Source organism: Ruegeria sp. HKCCD7628, from assembly GCF_057221005.1.
In genome coordinates this window covers 57,807-77,292 of sequence record NZ_JBWVBA010000008.1, presented here as the reverse complement: position 1 = coordinate 77,292, position 19,486 = coordinate 57,807, and the positions used below count along the sequence as shown (strand labels likewise).

The window sequence follows — 19,486 nt, the reverse complement described above, 5'->3', positions numbered from 1 at the left end:
GGGGCAACCCGGAACAGTATTTACCGGAATGGAGTACCTGATGGCCGGGGACTATATCGTCAAAGACATTTCGCTGGCCGGGTTCGGCCGCAAAGAACTGGATATCGCCGAAACTGAGATGCCGGGCCTGATGTCCCTGCGAGCAGAATATGGCGAAAGCAAACCGCTTAGCGGCGCGCGCATCGTTGGCTCGCTGCACATGACCATCCAAACAGCCGTTCTAATCGAAACGCTGGTGGCGCTTGGCGCAGATGTGCGCTGGGCGTCGTGCAACATCTTCTCGACTCAGGACCACGCGGCGGCGGCCATTGCCGAGGCGGGCATTCCCGTTTTCGCCATCAAAGGCCAGACCCTGGAAGAGCATTGGGACTATCTGGACAAGTCCTTTATGTTCGAAGATGGCCCGAACATGATCCTGGACGACGGCGGCGACGCGACGCTGTATATCCTGCTGGGCGCACGTGCCGAAGCGGGTGAAGACATCATTCCCGTTCCGGGCTCGGAAGAGGAAGAGGTGATCAAGAAGCAGATCGCCAAGCGTATGGCTGCAAGCCCAGGCTGGTTCACCAAGATGCGCGACCAGATCAAAGGTGTGTCCGAGGAAACCACGACCGGCGTGAACCGTCTGTATCAGCTGGTGAAAGAAGGCCACCTTCCTTTCCCTGCGATCAACGTGAATGACAGCGTCACCAAGTCGAAATTCGACAACAAGTATGGCTGCAAAGAATCGCTGGTCGACGGCATCCGCCGCGCCACCGACACCATGCTGGCCGGTAAGGTTGCCGTGGTCTGCGGCTATGGCGATGTGGGCAAAGGCTCGGCCGCGTCGCTGGCCGGTGCCGGTGCCCGTGTGAAAGTGACCGAAGTTGACCCGATCTGCGCGTTGCAGGCCGCAATGGACGGGTTCGAGGTCACTCTGCTGGAAGACGAAGTTGCCAGCGCTGATGTGTTCATCACGACCACCGGCAACAAGGACGTGATCCGTATCGAGCACATGCGCGAGATGAAGGACATGGCCATCGTCGGCAACATCGGCCACTTCGACAACGAAATTCAGGTGGCCAGCCTGAAAAACCACAAATGGACCAACATCAAGGAACAGGTGGACATGATCGAGATGCCCTCGGGCAACCGCATCATCCTGCTGTCCGAAGGGCGTCTGCTGAACCTCGGCAACGCCACCGGGCATCCGTCGTTCGTGATGTCGGCCTCGTTCACCAACCAGGTTCTGGCGCAGATCGAGCTCTTCACTAAAGGCGATGAGTACAAAAACGAAGTCTATATCCTGCCCAAGCATCTGGATGAGAAAGTCGCCCGCCTGCATCTGGACCGTATCGGCGTGAAGCTGACTCAGATGGACTCGGAACAAGCGGCCTATATCGGCGTGAAACCCGAAGGTCCCTATAAGCCCGAGCATTACCGCTACTGATCGCGGATCGGGTATGACGAAACGCACGGGACGCCGCCGGTTCATGCGACTGGCGGCGTCTTTCTTTTCCATCATCGTATTTCTATTTCTAGTTGGCTCTGCCGGGTTTCTGCTGGTGACACACCCGAAGTCACCCTTGCCTGACCATTGGAACCCCCTGCGCGATCTGTCGATTACGGCCCCGGTTACTCTGGTTACGCGGTTTCAGTTGAACCGTGCTCTGGCGGATGAGGCGCAATGCAAGGCGGTACTGTCTGCGGACGAAGTGGCGTTTGCTGAGATGGAAGATTTGGTCGTCGATCAGAATTGCGGGATCAGCGGACGGGGCCTGTTGTCGCGCGTTGTTACCGCAGATGTCCCGGGGGTCGAAACGCGCTGTACCACGGCTCTGCGTCTTGCCATGTGGGAACATCACGTGGTTCAGCCTGCTGCGCGGGACATTTTGGGTACTGAGGCGCGTGCTCTGCGGCACCTGGGCAGCTATAACTGCCGCCGGACGCGGACCGCGCAGGGGCAGGACAGCCGATGGAGCAGTCATGCAACTGCGGATTCTATTGATATCATAGGGGTCGATCTGGCAGATGGCCGCACGGTGAACCTGTTGCGGGATTGGCCGACCCAAGGGCCCGAATCCGAATTCCTACGCCAGATCGGGCAGGGCGCTTGTGATTGGTTCCGCGTGGTGCTGAGCCCCAATTTCAACAAGCTGCACGCGGACCACTTCCATTTGCAGGGGCCCGGCTGGAGCTATTGCAGATAATCCGGCCCCGCGAAACGGGGCCGGAGATTGGCTTAGCGTCCGCTGACCGCATCAGCCAGCGATTTGAACCGGACGATCTTGTAGATACCCTTCGAGGCATCCTCGCCATTGTTCAGTACGGGCGAGCGGTGCAACTCGTTAATCGTGGCATAGACATACCCATCCGCACCGATCGAAAACCCGTCTGGCCACGGCAATTCATCGTCCGACTGGAACAGCACTTCATAACTGCCATCCGGCTTGGTGACGCCCAGCGCATTGTCCGTCATCGCGGTGATATAGACATTGCCGCCGGTATCCACGGTTGACCCATCCGAGATCGGCTTGTCGCCATAGCGTTCAACCTTGGCTTCAAGATCGGCATCTGACAGGCTTTCATCCAGCAGCGCGGCGGTGGGAATGCGGTACATTGCGCTGGCTGTCATGGGCGCGAAGTAAACCCACGTGTTGGTCGGATCGACGGTGATCGGATTGATGCCGATCTTCGCAGGATTGCCGCCCAGCGTAATCTCGCGCCCGTCAATCACCATCGGCGTATCTTCAGGAATCGTATATTTAGAGCCTTCCAGGACCCGACGCGCCCGCCCGGTATCCAGATCAACCACGATAATGGCCGAGTTCTGCCCGTCGCCGGTATCCGAGATGTAGATAGCCCCATGATCGCGATCCACAGCCAGATCGTTCAGGAACGATGTGGGCCGCGCCACAGGCGCGCCGATATAGTGGATTGCGTGCAGCGTTTCGGTTTTGGTGTCCCAACCAACGACGCGTCCGGTCTGGTTCTCGCCCTGACCATCCAGCATCCACAGGATTCCATCGCGATCCGCCCGCAGGCCCAACACGCCGTTCAACCCGTCCGCATCATCGTTCGGGGCGCGGGCCCAGTCTTCGGTCGGGTAGGGTTTGGTGGAGCCGTCCGGCATCACTTCAACCACGCGCAATTCGGGGCCATAGAATTCATGCACGGACATGAACATGCGCCCATCCGGGCCAATGGCCAGATTGCCCGGAGGCATGGCCTTTTCAAACTCAAGATAGGTTTCCAACTCGGCTGCCGCTGCGGGCATGGCCAGCGCAAGCGCGCATGTGGCTGCGTAAAGTGATTTCATCAGGTCCTCCTCTGGTCGTGGTTCAGCAGATACCATTTGAAATTTTCCGCGATAACTGGCTCAATCTTGAAACCAGCGTTAGGAATTTTCGAATGTACCATGTGAATGACCTGCTGACCTTTGTCTCGGTCGCGAAAACCGGCGGCGTCGGGTCCGCGGCCAAGGCGCAGGGGATCTCGGCGGCGACGGTCAGCCATCGCATCACGAAGCTTGAGGAGGTTCTGAACCTCAAACTCTTCCACCGCAACAGCCGCAAGGTGCAACTGACCGAAGAAGGTCTGATCTTTCTGGACCGGATCGAACCTTTGTTGGCCGATTTGCGCGACGCCGAGCTTGAGGCCGGCAGTGGCACTGGCGCATTGCGCGGACATTTGCGCGTGACGCTGTCACCCTGGATTTTGTCGCGCTTCATCATGCCGGTTATGAGCGCGTTTCAGGCCGAGCATCCGGACCTGACGGTCGAGTTTCTGGCCGTTGATCGCTATGTCGCGTTGGTGGATGAGGGTATCGACTGCGCGATCCGGGTGGGACAGATGGCCGACAGCACACTAAAGGCCCGTAAACTAAGCGATAATGACAGGATCATCTGTGCTTCACCGGTGTTTTGCGAGACATATGGACTGCCGGCCACGGCTGAAGACTTACGCCTAATGCGCTGGGCCTGTCTGCCGTGGCAAACTCGGCTCGACATCACGGATGGTCACGGTGCTGCGCAGTTTTCGATCCCGCGCGGGATTGCAGTATCGAACTCGGATATGTTGACCGAAGCGGCGGTACAGGGGTTGGGGCTTGCGGTCAAATCCCGATTAGCTGTTCAGCGCGAGTTGGAAAGCGGAGCACTGGTTGAGGTCATGCCTGGTGTTTTGCGGTCACCTGACGCTCCGATCTCATTCGTGCATGCAGGGAACGCAACACCTGGGCGAAAGGTGCGCGCTTTCTCAGATTTGGCCAATCGCGCCTTTCAGTGAGTTTTCCGTGTTTCCTTGGGGGGAAACAAACCAGTTTTTCCCGTTGTGACCTACCCTCAGCTGAATAGATTTCCCGCACTTGTTTCAACCTTTTGTGACTTCGCAGCAAGACGCTGCTTTACGGGAGAGCCAGTCATTGGAAAACGCGACGACTTGATTGCAAAATACGCGGAAGATCTGAAGAACAAATGCGGGATGGATCCCGATATGGACTTGCTGACCAAGGTCACGATCGGTTGCGGTCCGGCGATCTACGATGCCGACGCATCGACCGTGGCGGCCTCGCAAGAGGGCGAGATTGAGACTGTCAAAAACAACTTCCTGATCAAGAAACTGGGCCTGTCCGATAGTCCTGCGTTAGATGAGGCGATACAATCGGTGCTTGGCACTTATGGCATGTCAGAGCGCAATAAATACCGCGCTGTGGTCTATTACATGCTGACCAAACACTTCGGCAAGGAATCGGTCTACGGTTGATCCAATAGCGCCCGTCGCAGCGGCGGGCGTTTCCAATTTTAAGTACTTGGTGTTTGTATCGGCGCCGCTGTTTCGGCTAGTGTCATCTTGTGGCCAGGACGGTCAGAACCGAAGAATTTCTATACGCGTGTGGTGAGTCGGGAGCACGCGGGGTAGGGAAGGTTCTGCATCCGTCGGAACCTTCCCTTTTTTATTCCGGCTGAGTCTGCCCCAGATCGCAGATCACCTGCCATTCGGCATCCGTAACCGGCTGCACCGACAGGCGCGAGTTTTTCACCAGCACCATCTCGTCCAGCCGTCCATCGGCCTTGATCTGGTCCAGCGTGACCGGTGTTTTGAAGGGCCGTACGGCCTTGATATCCACGCATTCCCAGCGCTCGTCATCGGTGGTGCTGTCGGGATGGGCGGCGGCGCAGACCTCGACGATGCCAACCACCGCCTTGTCCTTTTGCGAATGGTAAAAGAACCCCCGGTCGCCCACCGCCATCTGACGCATGAAATTGCGCGCCTGATAGTTGCGCACGCCGTCCCATTCCTCGCCTGCGTCCCCTTTGGCAACCTGTTGGTCCCAGCTCCAGGTCGAGGGTTCGGATTTGAACAGCCAATATGCCATCAGCCGATGACCTTTTTCCACGCGATCAGGTCGACGGACTGGAACAAACCGGCCTTGGCATAGGGATCATTGTCAGCCCAGCTTTGGGCGGCGGCCATGTCTTCCACCTCAAGGATGATCAGCGATCCGATCATTGCGTCGCCATCCAACAGGGGTCCAGCCTGTGCAACGACACCGGTTTCTTCGATGTAAGCCAGGTGGTCGGCGCGATTGTCCAGCCGGGTTTGCAATGCGCCGTCCTTGTCACGGGCGATCAGAGCGATGAGCATATTATTCCTCCTTCAGGGGTCTGTTGAGCAGAGTATCAATGGCCTGCGCCACACTATATGTGCCTTGGCTCAGGTCGGCGACAGTAGCGCTGATAGGCATGTCCAGCCCCTCGACCCGGGCAATGTCGGACATGGCACGCGCGGTTGCGACGCCCTCGACCGTGGTGGTGGTGTCAAAGGGCTGATTTCGACCCAAACACAGGCCGAAACGATAGTTTCTGGATAACTCGGACGAGCAGGTCAGCACCAGATCGCCCAGTCCCGACAGGCCCATAAGGGTTTCGGGCCGCGCGCCGCGCATTAGGGCAAAGCGCTGCATCTCAGCAAATCCGCGCGTCATCAGCGCGGCGCGGGCGCTGTCGCCCAAACCGGCTCCGATCGCTGCTCCGCAAGCGATGGCCATGACGTTCTTCAACGCGCCGCCCAGTTCCGCCCCGATCAGATCGGTGGTGCGGTACAGGCGCAGGTTCGCCGTGGTCAGGTCATGCTGTAGCTCATGCGCATCCTCAGAGCAGGCCAGCGTTAGCGCGGTGGGCAATCCGCGTGCGATATCATCGGCAAAGCTCGGGCCGGTCAGCAGGGCAGGGCGCGCGTCGGGAATGGTCTGCCGGATGACCGAGATCGGACCCAGCCCGGTGGATAGCTCGATACCTTTGCAGCAGGCCACCAGCGTTTTCCCAGCCAGAACCACGCCGTGATCCGTCAGCACACCGCGCAGTTTTTGCATCGGCACCGAGACCAGTAACGTTTGACTGCGCGTTGCCTGCGTAATGTCCGCCGTTACGGTGATCGCATCCGGCAAGGCCACACCCGGCAGCCGCGCCGCGTTTTCACGCGTGCTGTGCATCACCCGCGCCTGTTCCGCGTCTCGCGCCCAAAGCGTTACCGGTCCGTTTCCGGCCAGCGAAATTGCCAGCGCGGTCCCGAATGCACCCGAGCCCAGAACCGAAACGCTCATGCCTTGGCCCCTTTTTTGCCACTGCCAAGCATTGCGGGGCTGGTCTGGTCCAAAGGCCAGCGGGGGCGGGCGGTCAAGTCCAGCCCGTCGCGTGCGCCGGTGCGAAATCGCTCGATCCCGGCATAGGCGATCATGGCCGCGTTGTCGGTGCAAAGGGCGAGAGGCGGCGCGGTGAAACGCGCGCCTTTCTCACTACAAACAGTCTCTAATGCTGAACGAATGGCCGAATTTGCTGCGACGCCTCCAGCCACGGCAATCACCGGCTCCGCGGGGTTTTCGTTTAAATACAGATCCATCGCTCGGCGCGTTTTCTCGGCCAGTGTATCGACAACGGCCTGTTGGAATCCGGCGCACAGATCGGCGCGGTCCTGACGGGTCAGCCCGCCTTTCTCGGCCACGACCTGATCGCGCATCCGCATAAGTGCAGTCTTAAGGCCTGAAAAAGACAGATCACATCCGGGGCGGTCCAACAAAGGCCGCGGAAAGCGGAACCGTGTGGGATCACCTGCGCGGGCCTCGGCCTCGACCGAAGGGCCGCCGGGTTGCGGCAAGCCCAGTAGACGGGCGGTTTTGTCGAACGCCTCACCCGGCGCGTCGTCGATGGTGCCGCCCAGACGGGTAAAGTGGTCCGGCCCGTGGGCGATCAGGTATTGGCAATGTCCGCCCGAAACCAGCAGCATCAGATACGGAAACGCGATCCCGTCGGTCAGGCGCGGCGTCAGCGCGTGGCCTGCCAAATGGTTCACCCCGATCAAGGGCAGCCCTGTCGCGGCACTGATCCCTTTGGCGCACATCACGCCGGACATGACGCCGCCGATCAAACCCGGCCCCGCAGTCACGGCTATGGCGTCCATGTCGGACAGAGCCAAACCGGCCTCCTCAAGCGCCTGCATGACGCAAGTGTCCAGTTTCTCGGCATGAGCGCGGGCAGCGATCTCGGGGACAACGCCGCCAAAGGCACTGTGCAGTTCGTTTTGGCCATGAACGATCGAGGACAAAACCTCGGCCCCGTTTTCGCCATGGCGCACAACGGCTGCGGCTGTGTCGTCACAGCTGCTTTCCAACCCGAGGACAGTAAGTGTTTGCACCATTGGCCTGATCCGTTACACCTTGGTTGCCAAGCGGGGTATCACCCTGTGCGGATGCAAACAATCCCAAGGCCCAAGGCGCCGACCGTTGTATTTGTTGATGACCCGCCCGCGCGCGGCCTCTGAAAGGTTCGTTGCGCAGCTTCCGACCCGCGTCAGGTCTCGGGTGCAGGTCATCTATTCCCCGATTCTGGAAATCAAACCCCTGCCGGTTCATGTGGATACGATTGATACGCGTGGGCTGATTTTCACTTCAGCCAATGCGGTGAACGCGGCGGCCTCGGCTGGGGTTGAGCGGTCTCTACCTGCCTTCTGCGTGGGTCCTGCAACAACAGGTACGGCAAAAGGTGCTGGGTGGGACGCGCAAATGATGGGCCAGACCGCCGAGGAGTTAATCGCAGCCCTTTTGCAAACCCGACCGCTCAGTCCGCTACTGCACCTGCGAGGCGAGCACAGCCGGGGCAATATTGCCGCGCGGCTGACCGAATCCGGCCTGACCGTGCGCGAACAGCCCGTTTACCAGCAAAACCTGTTACCGCTGACACCCGAAGCGACTGCCGCCGCAAGCGGTAAATCCCCTGTTTTGGTTCCAATATTTTCACCCAGAACGGCGCGACATTTTGCCGACATCTGGCGCGGTTCTGCCCCGCTTTGGGTAGCTGCCATCAGCCAGGCCACGGCCGAACCCCTTTATTCTTTGCCCTATGCGCGGTTGAAGGTCGCGAAAGCGCCGACACCCAAGAAAATGCGTAAGGCCGTTAAAAAACTTGTGAAACATGCGTTGCGGGTTGAGGGCGACGTGGCCACCGACTAACTTAGCCGGGTCTGTTGTTCCAAGCATTTCGGATTCGATAAGGGGAATATTGCGGTGGCTGATAAGAAGAACTCCGATCAAAAACCGGTGGATGATCCCAAGACAGATGAGTCGGTTGAAGCTGTTTCCGCATCTGAGGAACCGACTATTGACGATGCAACAGCGTTAGAAGAGACCCTTTCCGAAGCCGAAGCCGAAGCCGAAGCCGAAGCCGAAGCCGAAGCCGAAGCCGAAGCCGAAGCCGAAGCCGAAGCCGAAGCCAATCTTGAACGTTTCAAGGAGAACCTGTCCGAACGTCATTCGGAAAAGAAAGGTGGCTTTGTTCCGGCGTTGATCGGCGGTGCGATTGCAGCCGCAATCGGGTTCGCGGCGGGCAGTGCTGGTTTGTTCGACTCCGGCAGCTCGGACGCGTTGACCACGCTCGAGGCAAAGCTGACCGATCAAGCCAACCAAATCGACGCGCTCTCGAAATCTCTGTCCGATGGCTCGGACTTGGAAAGCAAGATTGCTGCTTTGACAGAACAGTTGGCTCCGATCACTTCGGATCTGGACGCCGTCCAATCCGGCCTTGATGGTTTGTCAGGACAGATCCAGCCTCTGGCTGATCGCTTGGCCGCGCTGGAAAGCGGCGCGCTGACCCAAGGAGCCACCCCCGAAACCACAGCCGCATTTGAAGCCGAGTTGAAAAAACTGCAGGACTCGCTGGCTGCCCAACGCGCCGAGGTTGAAAAGATGGTTGCGGAAGCTCAGGCTCTGGAAGCAAAAGCTTCGGATGAGGCTTTGGCCGCGACCAATGCAGCGATACTGTCTAAGCTCCACGGGCAGTTGGATGCAGGGCAACCCTATTCCGACCTTCTTTCCGAGCTGTCAGCTGGCGGGGTCGAAATCCCGGGTGCGCTGTCCACGGCGGCCGACAATGGAGTTGCGACGGTTTCGGCCCTGCGTGAGGATTTTGCGCCAGCCGCCCGCGCTGCTCTTGCCGACGCCCGAGAGGCGGAGAAAGGCACGGGGATCGTCGCGTTCCTCCAGCGCCAGACGGGTGCGCGTTCGGTAACACCGCAAGAGGGTGATGATCCGGATGCGATCTTGTCTCGTGCGCAAGCGGCGCTGTCCGCCGGTGATGTGGCTGGGGCTTTGAACGAACTGAAATCTCTGCCCGAGGTGGCCCGTGCTGCGCTGGCTGAATGGGAACAAGCGGCGCAGACACGGGTATCTGCCGTGGATGCCGCAGATGCGCTTGCTTCTGGCGCGAACTCGAACTGAAGGACCTGCCATGCTGTGGTCACTGATAAAAATCCTTGTATTTGTTGCCATTGTTGGCCTTCTGGCTATCGGTGCCGGGTTCCTGATGGAAACCAGCGGCGGTATTCAGATCACGGCAGGTGGCACGGAATACACTCTGGGGCCTTTGCAATCGGTTATTGCGCTGGGCGTGTTGGTCTTTGCGATCTGGCTGTTCTTCAAACTGCTGACCCTTCTGATCGCCACGCTGAAATTCCTAAATGGCGATGAAACCGCCCTGTCGCGCTATTTCGACCGCAGCCGTGAACAGCGCGGCTATCAGGCGCTGGCTGATGGGCTGATGGCACTGGCTTCGGGCGAGGGGCGCATTGCCATGTCCAAGGCCACCAAGGCCGAAAAACTGCTGAACAAGCCTGAACTAACCAATCTGCTGGTGGCACAGGCGGCCGAGATGAATGGTGACACCAAGAAAGCCTCGGACACCTATAAGAAACTGGTGACGAACAACGCCACCCGGTTTGTGGGCGTGCGTGGTATCTTGAAGCAGAAACTGGCCGAGGGTGATGACGATACCGCCCGGAAGCTGGCCGAAAAGGCGTTGGCGATCAAGCCGCGCCACGCCGAAACGCAGGATATTCTGCTGGGTTTGCAGACCAAGTCGCAGGATTGGACGGGCGCGCGTTCGACTCTGACGGCCAAGCTTAAGGCTGGTCATCTGCCGCGCGACGTGTTCAAACGCCGTGATGCAGTGCTGGCGCTGTCCGAAGCCAAGGGCATTCTGGACGAAGGCGCCACGGTCGAACAGCAAGAACACGCGATCGAGGCCAACCGCTTGTCGCCTGATCTGGTTCCTGCCGCTGCGATGGCCGCGCGGGCCTATATCGAAAAGGGCAAGCCGCGCGCCGCGACCAAGATCCTGAAAAAAGCGTGGGAGGTGCAGCCGCATCCCGATCTGGCCCATGCCTTTGCGGAAATCGCGCCGGATGAAACGCCGGATGCGCGGATCAAGCGGTTCACCGCCCTGACCCGTATCCACCCGGAAAACCCTGAAACGCGCCTGATCCTGGCCGAGTTGAACATCGTGGCCGAGGATTTCCCCGAAGCTCGCCGTGCGCTGGGCGATGTGGTAGAAAAACAGGCCGATGCCCGTGCCTATACGCTGATGGCGGCGATTGAACGGGGCGAGGGCGCCTCGGACGCGGTGGTGCAGGGATGGCTGGCCAAGGCGCTGAACGCGCCGCGCGGGCCGCAATGGGTCTGCGACAACTGCCATGATATCCAGCCCGAATGGGCTCCGGTCTGCCAGAACTGCCACAGCTTTGACACGCTGAGCTGGCAAACTCCGCAAACGCCCGAGATCGCCTCGGCGACCGGTGTTCACATGCTGCCCCTGATCGTTGGCGCGCTTGAAGACAAGGTCGAGCCGGAGGTTGAAGAGCCGGAAGAAGAAGTTGCGCCCGACGTGATCGAAATGGAGGTCGAACCCGTGCGCCCCGATGTCGAGCCTGCGATCGAAGAGAAGGTCTGAGGACTCGGATCAACGGACACTTTAGAACCTTGATGCCACTTACGTGTCGCTGGGCAAGTACGTCCAGCGATACTTTGGCGGGGTCGGTCCCTTGTTTCGGCCACCCTGCTGAGACTGTTCCCACGCATGTGCAAGAATGCCGACAGAACGGGACAGGCAAAACAGGCCGCGTGCCAGCGGCGCGTCAAAACCAAGCTCGGCATAGATCACCGCTGTGGCTCCGTCGATATTCATCGGAATGGGTTTGCCTTTACGCTGCGCCAATTCGCCTTCGATGTCGATCGCGACAGATTTGTAGCGCCCATCACAGGCACCTGCCTCAATCGCTTCGTCCACAAGGCTCATCAAACGTGGTGCGCGTGGATCCGCTGGGGTGTGAAAGCGGTGGCCGAATCCGGGCAGAATTTTCCCTTGCGCGGCAATCCAGTCATCCAGCGCCGGGCCAACGGCGGATGGGTGAGCATTGACAAACTGATACAGGGTCACCGCTTGCTCGCCAGCACCGCCGTGGATGTCCCCTAGCATGTTCACCGCGCTTGCCATGGCATTGTTGAGTGGCAGTCCACACGTTACTGCCATGCGGGCCGTAGCGATCGAAGGGGCTTGTGGCCCGTGATCCACGGCAGCAACTAAGGCGGCCTCGAACAATTTCAACTGTGCGGCGGATGGCCTGTCTCCGCGCACTATGAACCAGATCATTTCTGCGAAACCAAGGTTGCCGATAAGGTCCTGAATAGGTGTGCCCCGCAGGTCTATTCGTCCGGGTTCCATGTCGATGATGGATGTTGACCACCAGTCAGCGACATCGCTCATATGATCCCCTCCTTCGTCAACGCGTTTATTTCGTCACGGCTCAGACCAAGCTCAGACCAGATCACGGCATTATCTGCCCCCAAGTCCGGTGGGGCGGTCCGGGGCATTCTGCGTTGACCATCCATCACAACAGGGCTGCCGGTCAGTTTCAGCTCGTCGCTGTGGGACGGCAAAGATCCAATCAATCCGCGGCCTGTAAGCTGTTCGTCAGCCAACGCTTCGGGCACGGTCATCACCTGCCCGGTCGGAACGCCAATCGCGTTCAACTCGCGAACCCATTCCCGGGAGGGTCGGGTGCGCAGCGTGGCTTCAAGATCGTCCCTCAGGGTATGGCGGTTCCTCTTGCGATCTTCACGCGAGGCATAGTCAGGGTTACCCAGCAAATCTTCCCGTCCAAGATGTCGAGCAAGCGCCTGCCATTGTTCGTCACGATTGGCCGCGATGTTGATCGGGTTATCCGCAGTGGCAAAGGTTCCTGACGGGGCGGATGTGGTGTTTTCGTTGCCATGCGCTGCCGGTGTGACATCCCCGATCAGGTAGTTCGACACCACCCAGCCCATGGTGGAGATCACCGCCTCGGACATTGCGATATCCAGAAACGTGCCGCGTGGTCTGGCGTTCAGGGCCGCACTGATCGCAAAAGCGGCCGTTAGCCCCCCGACGGTATCGGCCAGCGGGTAGCCGACGCGATAGGGCGCTGTATCGGCTGCTCCGGTGATCGACATGACACCGCTGATACCCTGAACGATTTGGTCGTAGGCCGGGTCTTTTTTGCGAGGACCGTCCTGCCCAAAACCGCTGATTGCACAATAGATCAGGCTGGCATTTTCAGCGCGCAGAACGTCATAGCCAAGGCCAAGCCGGTCCATTACACCGGGCCGGAAATTTTCGACCAGCACGTCGGCGGTTTGAACCAGCTTCTTCAGCAAGTCTTTGCCCTTTGCTGGCTTCATATCCAGCGTGACGGATTTCTTATCCGCGTTCTGGGCGAGAAAACTGATGCCCATCCCGGCCTTGTTGCGGTCTGGGTCTGCGCCCAACACCCGAGCAAGGTCGCCGCCCTCAGGCCGTTCGACCTTGATCACCTCGGCCCCCATCAGGGCAAGCTGATAGCAGCAATACGGGCCCGCCAGAACATTCGTCAGGTCAAGAACTCGTATTCCTGCCAAAGGCTCAGTCGCCATCGGCGATACCGGCAGCCCGTGCCCGTGCGCGACGCGCGCGATAGCTGGGCAGCAGCACCAGCAGCGCGGCGATGACCAGCAGGCCCAGCGTCATGGGGCGTTCCCAGATAAACCCGATCCCGTCATAAAGCTGCATGGACCTCGCAAAGTTGTCTTCCATCATTCCGCCAAGGATGAACCCGATCAGCAGCGGGGCCAGCGGATAATCGGCAAACTTCAAAGCCGTGGCGCAGACGCCGAAACCCACAAGGATCAACAACTCCGTTGCATTGTTCTGCCCAATATAAGCGCCCATCAACGTAAAGAACAAAATGAACGGTATCAGGTAGTTGCGCGGAACGGATAGCACCTTTGCGATGTAAGGAATCAGCGGCAGGTTCAGGATCAACAGGACAAGGTTTCCGATAAACATGGACATGATCACAGCCCAGAAGATCTGAGGCTCATCCAGCATCAGACGCGGACCGGGTGTCACGTTCAGAGCAATCAGCGCGCCCAGCAGGATCGCCGTGGTGCCGGAACCTGGAATACCCAAAGTCAGCAGTGGAACGAATGATCCTGTGCAGGCCGCGTTGTTCGCTGTTTCCGGGGCTGCCAGACCCTTGATCGAGCCTTTGCCAAATTCTTCCTGTTCCTCTTTCGGAGCGATGTTGCGTTCAACAGCGTAGCCGAGGAAGCTGGCGATTGTCGCACCGGCGCCGGGAAGAACGCCGATGAAGAAACCTTGTACGGACTGCCGTCCCACAACTGGCGCAATTGCTTTGGCTTCTTCTTTGGTGATGCGCAGGTCCTTGATCTCACCATCATCACCTTTCAGATCTTTTGGCTTCAGGACCAGAAACAGCGCTTCGGGCAAGGCAAACATGGCCATGGCCAGCGTGATGAAGCCAAAGCCGGATTGCAGGTCCATGATTCCCATGGTGAACCGAGGCAGGTTGAACAACGCGCCTTCGCCGACAGTTGCCATGATCAGCCCTAGGACTGTCATGATGACGGCCTTGGCGACTTGCCCGCTTCCAGCAAAGGCTGCGATGGCTGAAAGACCGACAACCATAAGCGCGAAATACTCGGCCGAATGGAACAACAGCGCCACTGATGACAGGGCAGGGGCAAACACCATTAGAAGCACAGCACCCAGCGTGCCGCCGGCAAAACTGGCGATCGCAGCGATTGTCAGCGCCTTGCCTGCTTTGCCTTGTCGTGCCATCGGATAGCCATCGAAACTTGAAGCTACCGTGCCCGCGACACCTGGCGCGTTCAGCAGAATCGAGGATGTCGATCCTCCAAAGATCGCTCCGTAATACACCCCAGCCAAAAGGATCAGTGCGGCGGATGGGTCGCCCATCGAGATCGCAACCGGGATCATGATGGCGATGATCGACATCGGTCCAAGACCGGGCAACATCCCGATGAACGTGCCGATCAGGCACCCAGCGATAACCATCAGTAGGTTTTGGATTGAGAATGCCGTTTGCAGGCCGATCAGAAGTCCTTCAAGCATGTCAGCCTCCGAAAATGCCCGGCAGGGGGCGCATGTAAATGCCAAGAACTTCCTGAACCAGATACCAGACGGCCCCAGTAGCGATGAAGGCAACAGGCAGCATGATGTGCCACTTGCGCTCACCCAGAATGAAAGAGCCAAGGATCAGGAATGCCGATGTGGAAATCAGGAAACCGACAGGACGCAGGCACAAAGCGTAGATCACCATCAAAGCCAGCAGCATTAGCGCCTGATCCAGATGGTAATCACCCAGCCGGCGATAATCGATGTCGGCTTCCTTGATCTCGGACTTTTCAAAGCCCAGCAGGATAATTGTCGTCGTGACGATACCCAGAATGGACAGCACTTTGGGGAAGGTGCTTGGCCAGATGGGATTTCTTTGCATGAAGGGGGGAAGGCTACCGTCCATCGTGAACCAGGCGGCGTAGCCATATGTTAAACAAACACCCAGCAGAACGAGCGCGATCCAGCGATCCAACGCCATGATGCCCCCTCCTTTTTTGTTGTCTTTGGGGAAGGCAGAGCGGCGGTCCGCTCTGCCGATTTTCAGTTAGAGAAAGCCCAGCTTCTTCATCAGATCACCGATCTGCTGTTCCTGCTGCTCAAGGAACGTCTGGAAGTCAGCGCCCGAGTTGTGGATGTTGACCCATCCGTTGCGCGCCCGAACCTCTTCCCATTCAGGAGTGTCGTACATCTTGGCGATTGCGTCTTGATATGCCGCCAGCTTGTCTTCCGGTAGACCAGGTGCTGCGAAGAATCCGCGCCAGTTGACGAAGGTGGTATCAATACCCTGCTCCTTCATGGTCATCGCATCAGGAGCGGCGTCAACGCGTTCTTCCGATGTGACACCGATGATTTTGACTTCGCCCGCGTTCGACAGGTCAACAGCTTCCGAGAAACCCGTCGACAGAGCCGCGATTTCGCCGGACAGAAGCGCCGCCATGGCTTTGCCGCCTGCGTCATACGGAATGTACTTTACGCCCAGAGCGTCTTTGCCAGCTGCTTCCATGACCATGGCTGCAACCAAGTGATCCATGCCGCCCGGTACCGAGCCACCACCAATTGCTGTGGCCGAAGGATCTGCGTCAAAAGCTGCCAACAGATCGTCCATCGAGTTGATCGGGCTGTCTTTGCCTACGACGATCGCCGCATAGTCACCGATGGTGCCTGAAACCAGAGTCAGGTCGCGGAAGTTATGCGGGAAAACACCGGTCAGCGAACGGATTACGATGGGCGTTGAGTTCACCATCAATGTGCCGTGATTGCTGTCAGCGTTTTCAATCAGAAAGCCGATGGCCTTACCGCCGCCGCCACCTGACATGTTCTCATAGGATGCAGTGCCAACAAGACCCGCATTCGTAAGGGCTTCACCCGTGCCGCGGGCAGTTCCGTCCCAGCCACCACCGGCACCGCCGGGGATCAGAAAGTGGATGCTGTCCACGACTTGATCTTCGGCCAATGTCGGGCCGGTCAGGCCGATTGCGGCCACAGCTGCGATTAGGGCGCGACGGCCCAGTTTAATCGTTGTCATGATTTCCTCCCGTTTGACAACCGGCCGCATGGCGGCTCAGATTGGATGGAACAAAAACACACCAACCTGACATCAACCTGTCACGCGGCAAAATACTGAAAAAGCCTGATGAAATTTCTACTTGTCGAAGACAACCTGGACCTCGCGAACGCGGTCAGTTCGCGCATGCGTCTGGACGGTCATGTCATTGATCACGCAGCGAATTTGGAGGACGCAACCGCCTTTGTCGAAACCGAAGAATACGACCTGATTCTGTTGGATATCATGCTCCCAGATGGGGATGGCCGAGACTTTCTGAAACGGCATCGGGCAAGTCGACTGGACACTCCCGTGATTGTATTGACCGCGCGCAGTCAGGTTTCTGATCGAATCGGTTCTTTGGATCTTGGGGCCGACGATTACGTCACAAAGCCATTTGATCACGCTGAACTCGAGGCTAGATGCCGTGCCGTTTTGCGTCGCAAATCAGGCATCACAAAAACGACGATCGAGATGGGCGGCATTGTCTTCGATCCGGTCGCGGGGCATTTGGTCGTCGCCGGGGACATCGTTTCTTTGCGGAATCGTGAATTGCGTATGATGGAGCTGTTCATCAACGCACCCGGTCATGTGTTCTCGAAACAGAAGCTGGCAGATCGGCTGTTTTCCTACGATGACAACATTTCAGACAACGCCATCGAGGTCTATGTGGGCCGATTGCGCAGGCATCTTGAAAAGTCGGACCTCAAGATAACTACTCTGCGCGGTCTGGGGTATAGGCTGGATCATGACAACTAATCCGACCGTTTCAGGGTCATTGCGAAACAGGCTGGTGCTCGCGTTGATTGGCGGTGCGGCTGTTCTTGCAATTCTTCTGTTTTTCACAGTTCGCAATTACGCGGCGCAGGTGGCACAACAAGGTCAGGACAACATACTTGAAGCTTCAGTGACATCAATACTGGATGCTGCGGCGCTCAGAGATGGTGCACTCGAGGTAGATATCCCGTACGCAGCATTTTCAATGCTGAGTACTCCGTCAGATGACCGAGTGTTCTATGCGATCTTTCAGGACGGTGAGTTCCTATCGGGCTACGAAGACCTTCGGTTTGCTGGTGGGCTCGGAGAAAGCGATTGGTCGTTCAAAACCGGCGAAGTTCGCGAAGAACTTATCCGACAGGTCAGCGCCAGCCGGACTCTTGTTGGACTTGACCGACAAACCGAGGTCGAAGTCGTACTGGGTCAAACTCAGGATGCGCTTTCCGAAACTCTTGATCAGATTTCGCGCAATGCTGCTTTTCTTGGGTTGGGGTTCTTTCTACTCACCGCAGCTTTATCTTTCTGGATCACGTCGACAACCATTGGTCAGCTCAACAAGTTGACGACTTCGGTAACCCGAAGGGGGCCGCAGGATCTGAGTCCTTTCAAAAAACCAGTGCCACGAGAAATGGCGCCGCTTGTCATGTCCTTGAATTCCTTGATGGGCCGGTTGGATCAGTCGCTTAGCCAATCCGAGGACTTTATCGCCGAAGCGGCCCACCGCGTCAGGACACCTTTGGCGACTGTCAGATCATACGCCGAAGCCACGCTCCACCGCGTGGAAAGAAAAGAAAACCGCGAGGCGCTGCGTGCTATGGTTCGCGCGATCGACGAAAGCTCGCGCGCAGCAGGTCAGCTTTTGGATCACGCCATGATTACGTCTCGCGCGGACCGGCTAGAGCGCGAGAATGTTGACCTTGTCGAATTGATCCAAGAGCTGGTTCAGCGTTTGACGCCTATCGCTGAAATGAAGGAACTGTCGCTCTGTCTGACGGGCGATAAATCGGTTCCGTATTCTGGAGATCCTATTCTTATTCAAAACGCTGTCAGAAACATGATCGACAACGCGTTGAAATATGCACCTGCAGACAGCATCGTAGAAATAGAGGTCACAGCGAAACCCGAGATTAAGGTCAGCGACACCGGGCCCGGCTTTCTTCCCAGCGAAGTTGACAGACTGACCCGGCGATTTGAGCGTGGGGAAAACGCTGTAGGAACCATTGGCTCTGGACTGGGACTAACCATTGCAAAGGATGTGGCGACTGCACATGGGGGAATGCTGGTTCTATCGAACCGGCCAATGGGGGGCGCATGCGTTACATTATCGCTTTGATGCTGGCTTTTCTGCCCGGCGCTGGATGGGCAGAAGACTGGGAAGATCAGTTGATTTTCAACGAAGGCGCAGAGGGTCCCAGGCTGCGGGTAATCTCGAGCACGGACACAGTTCTATTTGCGCCACTGATCGAGGAGTTTGTGGCGAAGAATCCCTCAATTAGTGTCGAATACCTGGTCTCGGGCACGGCCGATATCAACATGCGGGTCCGAGCCGCTGCTGATGCATTTGACGTGGTCGTGTCCAGTGCGATGGATCTGCAACTCAAACTGGCCAATGATGGGTATGCCCTACCAATCGACGACATCGATACACCGCACTGGGCACAATGGCACAACAGCCTTTTCTCGTTCACCACTGAGCCGGCGGCCATTGTGATCAACAGGGCGGCATTTGAAGGCCAGCAAGTTCCCGTAACGCGCCAAATGTTGATCGAAGCTTTACGGAAACGTCCGGAGGAATTCCGTGGCAAGGTAGGCACTTATGATGTTCGCCAGTCCGGTTTGGGTTACCTCTTTGCAACGCAGGATGCGCGAGCTTCGGAAACCTATTGGCGCTTGATGGAAGTTATGGGCGGGCTTGATGTGCGGCTGTATTGTTGTTCGGGCGAAATGATCAATGATCTGGCCGATGGCACGATTTTGGTCGCATATAACGTGTTGGGCAGCTACGCCGCTGTCCGAGCCGAAGGTAAAGATGCGCTTGAAGTTATTTTTCCGACTGATTTTCAAACGATTATGATGCGTACAGCTTTGGTTTCTAATGCAACTCGGGAACCAGACGCAGCAGAAGCTTTCATCCGCCATCTCGTTGCCGAAAAGTCTGCCGCGCAGGAAACGCAGTCCTCCCTCCCGCCGCTGACGTCTCCGGGAGGGGTGACTGACAGAGAAACGATTGGATTGAACCCGGCTTTGCTGACTTTTTTGGATGACCTTAAGCGTAAAAAGTTTCTTTCCGCATGGGAAAATGCGGTGATTCAATAGGCAGCGGAGACCATCAAGTAGATCTGAGCGCGAACTTGTAACGCGCTGAATTTCTAAGTCGCAAACGAAAAAAGGTTACGGCCGAGGCGAG

20 protein-coding genes are annotated in these 19,486 nt (G+C 57.9%); 10 read left to right on the top strand and 10 right to left on the bottom strand.

Translation table 11 applies throughout. From position 1 onward, the window contains the following. Nucleotides 1-40: 40 nt before the first annotated feature. Nucleotides 41-1,429 carry an adenosylhomocysteinase gene (gene ahcY / locus AC2TAD_RS16085; RefSeq protein WP_170755541.1) on the top strand — a complete coding sequence of 463 codons (1,389 nt, stop codon included), beginning with the start codon at nucleotides 41-43 and terminating at the stop codon, nucleotides 1,427-1,429. Between the two features lie 13 nt (nucleotides 1,430-1,442). Then, entirely contained in the window at nucleotides 1,443-2,189 is a 747-nt protein-coding gene (locus tag AC2TAD_RS16080; RefSeq protein WP_480868864.1) for an extensin-like domain-containing protein, read from the top strand. Nucleotides 2,190-2,221: 32 nt separating this feature from the next. Here AC2TAD_RS16080 and AC2TAD_RS16075 read toward each other — a convergent pair whose 3' ends face one another. After that, entirely contained in the window at nucleotides 2,222-3,298 is a 1,077-nt protein-coding gene (locus AC2TAD_RS16075) for an L-dopachrome tautomerase-related protein (RefSeq protein WP_480868862.1), read from the bottom strand. A 92-nt stretch (nucleotides 3,299-3,390) separates the two neighbouring features. Between AC2TAD_RS16075 and AC2TAD_RS16070 the strand changes: the two genes are divergently transcribed. Next, on the top strand, nucleotides 3,391-4,266 hold the full coding sequence (locus AC2TAD_RS16070; RefSeq protein ID WP_170355581.1) for a LysR family transcriptional regulator: 876 nt from the start codon (nucleotides 3,391-3,393) through the stop codon (nucleotides 4,264-4,266). 135 nt (nucleotides 4,267-4,401) lie between these two features. Next, on the top strand, nucleotides 4,402-4,743 hold the full coding sequence (locus tag AC2TAD_RS16065) for a DUF2853 family protein (RefSeq protein WP_353392476.1): 342 nt from the start codon (nucleotides 4,402-4,404) through the stop codon (nucleotides 4,741-4,743). 190 nt (nucleotides 4,744-4,933) lie between these two features. Here AC2TAD_RS16065 and AC2TAD_RS16060 read toward each other — a convergent pair whose 3' ends face one another. Genes AC2TAD_RS16060 through tsaD form a run of 4 tightly spaced genes read right to left on the bottom strand, consistent with a single transcriptional unit; the run spans nucleotide 4,934 to nucleotide 7,674 of the window. Further along, nucleotides 4,934-5,356, bottom strand: a complete 423-nt coding sequence (locus AC2TAD_RS16060) for an EVE domain-containing protein (protein WP_480868860.1) — start codon at nucleotides 5,354-5,356, stop codon at nucleotides 4,934-4,936. Further along, complete coding sequence (locus AC2TAD_RS16055) at nucleotides 5,356-5,625, bottom strand: YciI family protein (protein ID WP_170355578.1); 270 nt, start codon at nucleotides 5,623-5,625, stop codon at nucleotides 5,356-5,358. Before AC2TAD_RS16055 ends, AC2TAD_RS16060 begins: the two co-directional genes overlap by 1 nt. Nucleotide 5,626: 1 nt before the next feature. Then, nucleotides 5,627-6,583, bottom strand: a complete 957-nt coding sequence (locus AC2TAD_RS16050) for an NAD(P)H-dependent glycerol-3-phosphate dehydrogenase (RefSeq protein ID WP_480868858.1) — start codon at nucleotides 6,581-6,583, stop codon at nucleotides 5,627-5,629. Further along, nucleotides 6,580-7,674 carry a tRNA (adenosine(37)-N6)-threonylcarbamoyltransferase complex transferase subunit TsaD gene (gene tsaD, locus AC2TAD_RS16045; RefSeq protein WP_480868856.1) on the bottom strand — a complete coding sequence of 365 codons (1,095 nt, stop codon included), beginning with the start codon at nucleotides 7,672-7,674 and terminating at the stop codon, nucleotides 6,580-6,582. Before tsaD ends, AC2TAD_RS16050 begins: the two co-directional genes overlap by 4 nt. Nucleotides 7,675-7,759: 85 nt before the next feature. Here tsaD and AC2TAD_RS16040 point away from each other — a divergent pair, with 85 nt between their 5' ends. From AC2TAD_RS16040 to AC2TAD_RS16030, 3 genes are read left to right on the top strand one after another with little or no spacing between them, the layout of a single operon-like run. After that, entirely contained in the window at nucleotides 7,760-8,485 is a 726-nt protein-coding gene (locus tag AC2TAD_RS16040) for a uroporphyrinogen-III synthase (protein WP_480868854.1), read from the top strand. Nucleotides 8,486-8,539: 54 nt separating this feature from the next. Beyond that, nucleotides 8,540-9,748, top strand: coding sequence for a COG4223 family protein (locus AC2TAD_RS16035; protein ID WP_480868852.1), 1,209 nt, complete (start codon nucleotides 8,540-8,542; stop codon nucleotides 9,746-9,748). Between the two features lie 10 nt (nucleotides 9,749-9,758). Then, entirely contained in the window at nucleotides 9,759-11,255 is a 1,497-nt protein-coding gene (locus AC2TAD_RS16030) for a heme biosynthesis HemY N-terminal domain-containing protein (protein WP_480868851.1), read from the top strand. Nucleotides 11,256-11,294: 39 nt separating this feature from the next. Here the strand turns inward: AC2TAD_RS16030 and AC2TAD_RS16025 are convergent, their stop codons facing one another. From AC2TAD_RS16025 to AC2TAD_RS16005, 5 genes are all read right to left on the bottom strand, one after another. Next, nucleotides 11,295-12,068, bottom strand: a complete 774-nt coding sequence (locus AC2TAD_RS16025; RefSeq protein WP_480868850.1) for a citryl-CoA lyase — start codon at nucleotides 12,066-12,068, stop codon at nucleotides 11,295-11,297. After that, nucleotides 12,065-13,252: a CaiB/BaiF CoA transferase family protein gene (locus AC2TAD_RS16020; RefSeq protein WP_480868849.1), complete on the bottom strand. Its 1,188-nt coding sequence runs from the start codon at nucleotides 13,250-13,252 to the stop codon at nucleotides 12,065-12,067. Before AC2TAD_RS16020 ends, AC2TAD_RS16025 begins: the two co-directional genes overlap by 4 nt. After that, nucleotides 13,242-14,753, bottom strand: a complete 1,512-nt coding sequence (locus AC2TAD_RS16015; RefSeq protein ID WP_170355570.1) for a tripartite tricarboxylate transporter permease — start codon at nucleotides 14,751-14,753, stop codon at nucleotides 13,242-13,244. The genes AC2TAD_RS16020 and AC2TAD_RS16015 overlap by 11 nt, the downstream gene beginning before the upstream one ends. A 1-nt stretch (nucleotide 14,754) precedes the next feature. Continuing rightward, nucleotides 14,755-15,237: a tripartite tricarboxylate transporter TctB family protein gene (locus AC2TAD_RS16010; protein WP_170755555.1), complete on the bottom strand. Its 483-nt coding sequence runs from the start codon at nucleotides 15,235-15,237 to the stop codon at nucleotides 14,755-14,757. A 66-nt stretch (nucleotides 15,238-15,303) separates the two neighbouring features. Then, entirely contained in the window at nucleotides 15,304-16,284 is a 981-nt protein-coding gene (locus AC2TAD_RS16005; protein ID WP_170355568.1) for a Bug family tripartite tricarboxylate transporter substrate binding protein, read from the bottom strand. A gap of 108 nt (nucleotides 16,285-16,392) precedes the next feature. Here AC2TAD_RS16005 and AC2TAD_RS16000 point away from each other — a divergent pair, with 108 nt between their 5' ends. Genes AC2TAD_RS16000 through AC2TAD_RS15990 form a run of 3 tightly spaced genes read left to right on the top strand, consistent with a single transcriptional unit; the run spans nucleotide 16,393 to nucleotide 19,395 of the window. Continuing rightward, the gene (locus tag AC2TAD_RS16000; protein WP_170355567.1) at nucleotides 16,393-17,061 is read left to right on the top strand and encodes a response regulator transcription factor; all 669 of its coding nucleotides are present in this window, start codon (nucleotides 16,393-16,395) and stop codon (nucleotides 17,059-17,061) included. After that, a complete protein-coding gene (locus AC2TAD_RS15995) occupies nucleotides 17,051-18,412 on the top strand; it encodes a sensor histidine kinase (protein WP_480868846.1) in 1,362 nt (453 codons plus the stop codon). Before AC2TAD_RS16000 ends, AC2TAD_RS15995 begins: the two co-directional genes overlap by 11 nt. Then, nucleotides 18,391-19,395, top strand: a complete 1,005-nt coding sequence (locus AC2TAD_RS15990; RefSeq protein ID WP_480868844.1) for an ABC transporter substrate-binding protein — start codon at nucleotides 18,391-18,393, stop codon at nucleotides 19,393-19,395. The genes AC2TAD_RS15995 and AC2TAD_RS15990 overlap by 22 nt, the downstream gene beginning before the upstream one ends. Nucleotides 19,396-19,486: the final 91 nt, after the last annotated feature.